The organism is Asticcacaulis sp. W401b (assembly GCF_046503825.1).
In the GTDB taxonomy this organism is placed as follows: Bacteria; Pseudomonadota; Alphaproteobacteria; order Caulobacterales; family Caulobacteraceae; genus Asticcacaulis.
The window spans coordinates 1-731 of record NZ_JBKFEE010000061.1; the positions used below are offsets into that span (position 1 = coordinate 1).

1 protein-coding gene is annotated in these 731 nt (G+C 57.7%); it reads right to left on the reverse strand.

Annotated features, from left to right (window positions below):
* Nucleotides 1-731, reverse strand: a 731-nt coding sequence (locus tag ACK8OE_RS20880) for a sugar-binding domain-containing protein (protein WP_410274232.1), incomplete at both ends; no start/stop codon positions are given.

Consider the following 731-nt stretch of genomic DNA (forward strand, 5'->3'; position numbering starts at 1 on the left):
GTGCCGATCCCTTCGACGGCAAACCAGCGAAAGCCAAAACGCACGGTCTTTGATGACAGGCCGGTCTTACCCTTCCAGTCAAAGTGCATATGGTAGAGGTGGCGGTTTTCCAGGTCCCACAGCTTCGCATCAGGGGCGTGAAGATCATAGACGAGCGTCGCCACATCGTTTTCGATTCTGGCACTTTTTAAAGCACTCGTGACTTTAACCAACTTTCCGTCCGGGCCTTGCAACCGGACAGAAGCGCGTTTGGCGAGTTGCTCCGCGCTGATTTTATCCGTCAGCCGCACCTGCATATGAGCTGTGACTTTACGGGGCTCAGGCGTATTGAGCACCCATGCGTCCTCGATATGGCTGTCCAGCGGGTGCACGCTAAGGGTCATGCCGCGGTCCAGCCCGCCAAACCCGTGCGAAGCAAACAGCTTAAGCTTACCCCACATCATGGTGGTGGAATCGCGCCAGTCGTAGCGTCCACCCGGATTGGTAATGCGAATGGCCAGACGGTTGGTACCGCCGGGAGCCATGGCACCCGTCAGATCGCAATCGAACGGCTGTTCGGAGAGGATCGAATACCCAACCAGCTTTTCATTGAGGAACACCTCGGCGCGCAACCGCGCCCCCCGGATATGCAACAGAACGCGCTGGTCCTTGGCTGAGGCAGGAATAGTGATCTCGCGCCACCACCACGACACACCTCGATAAGCGCCGTTTTGTGGCACCGGATCGTCTTC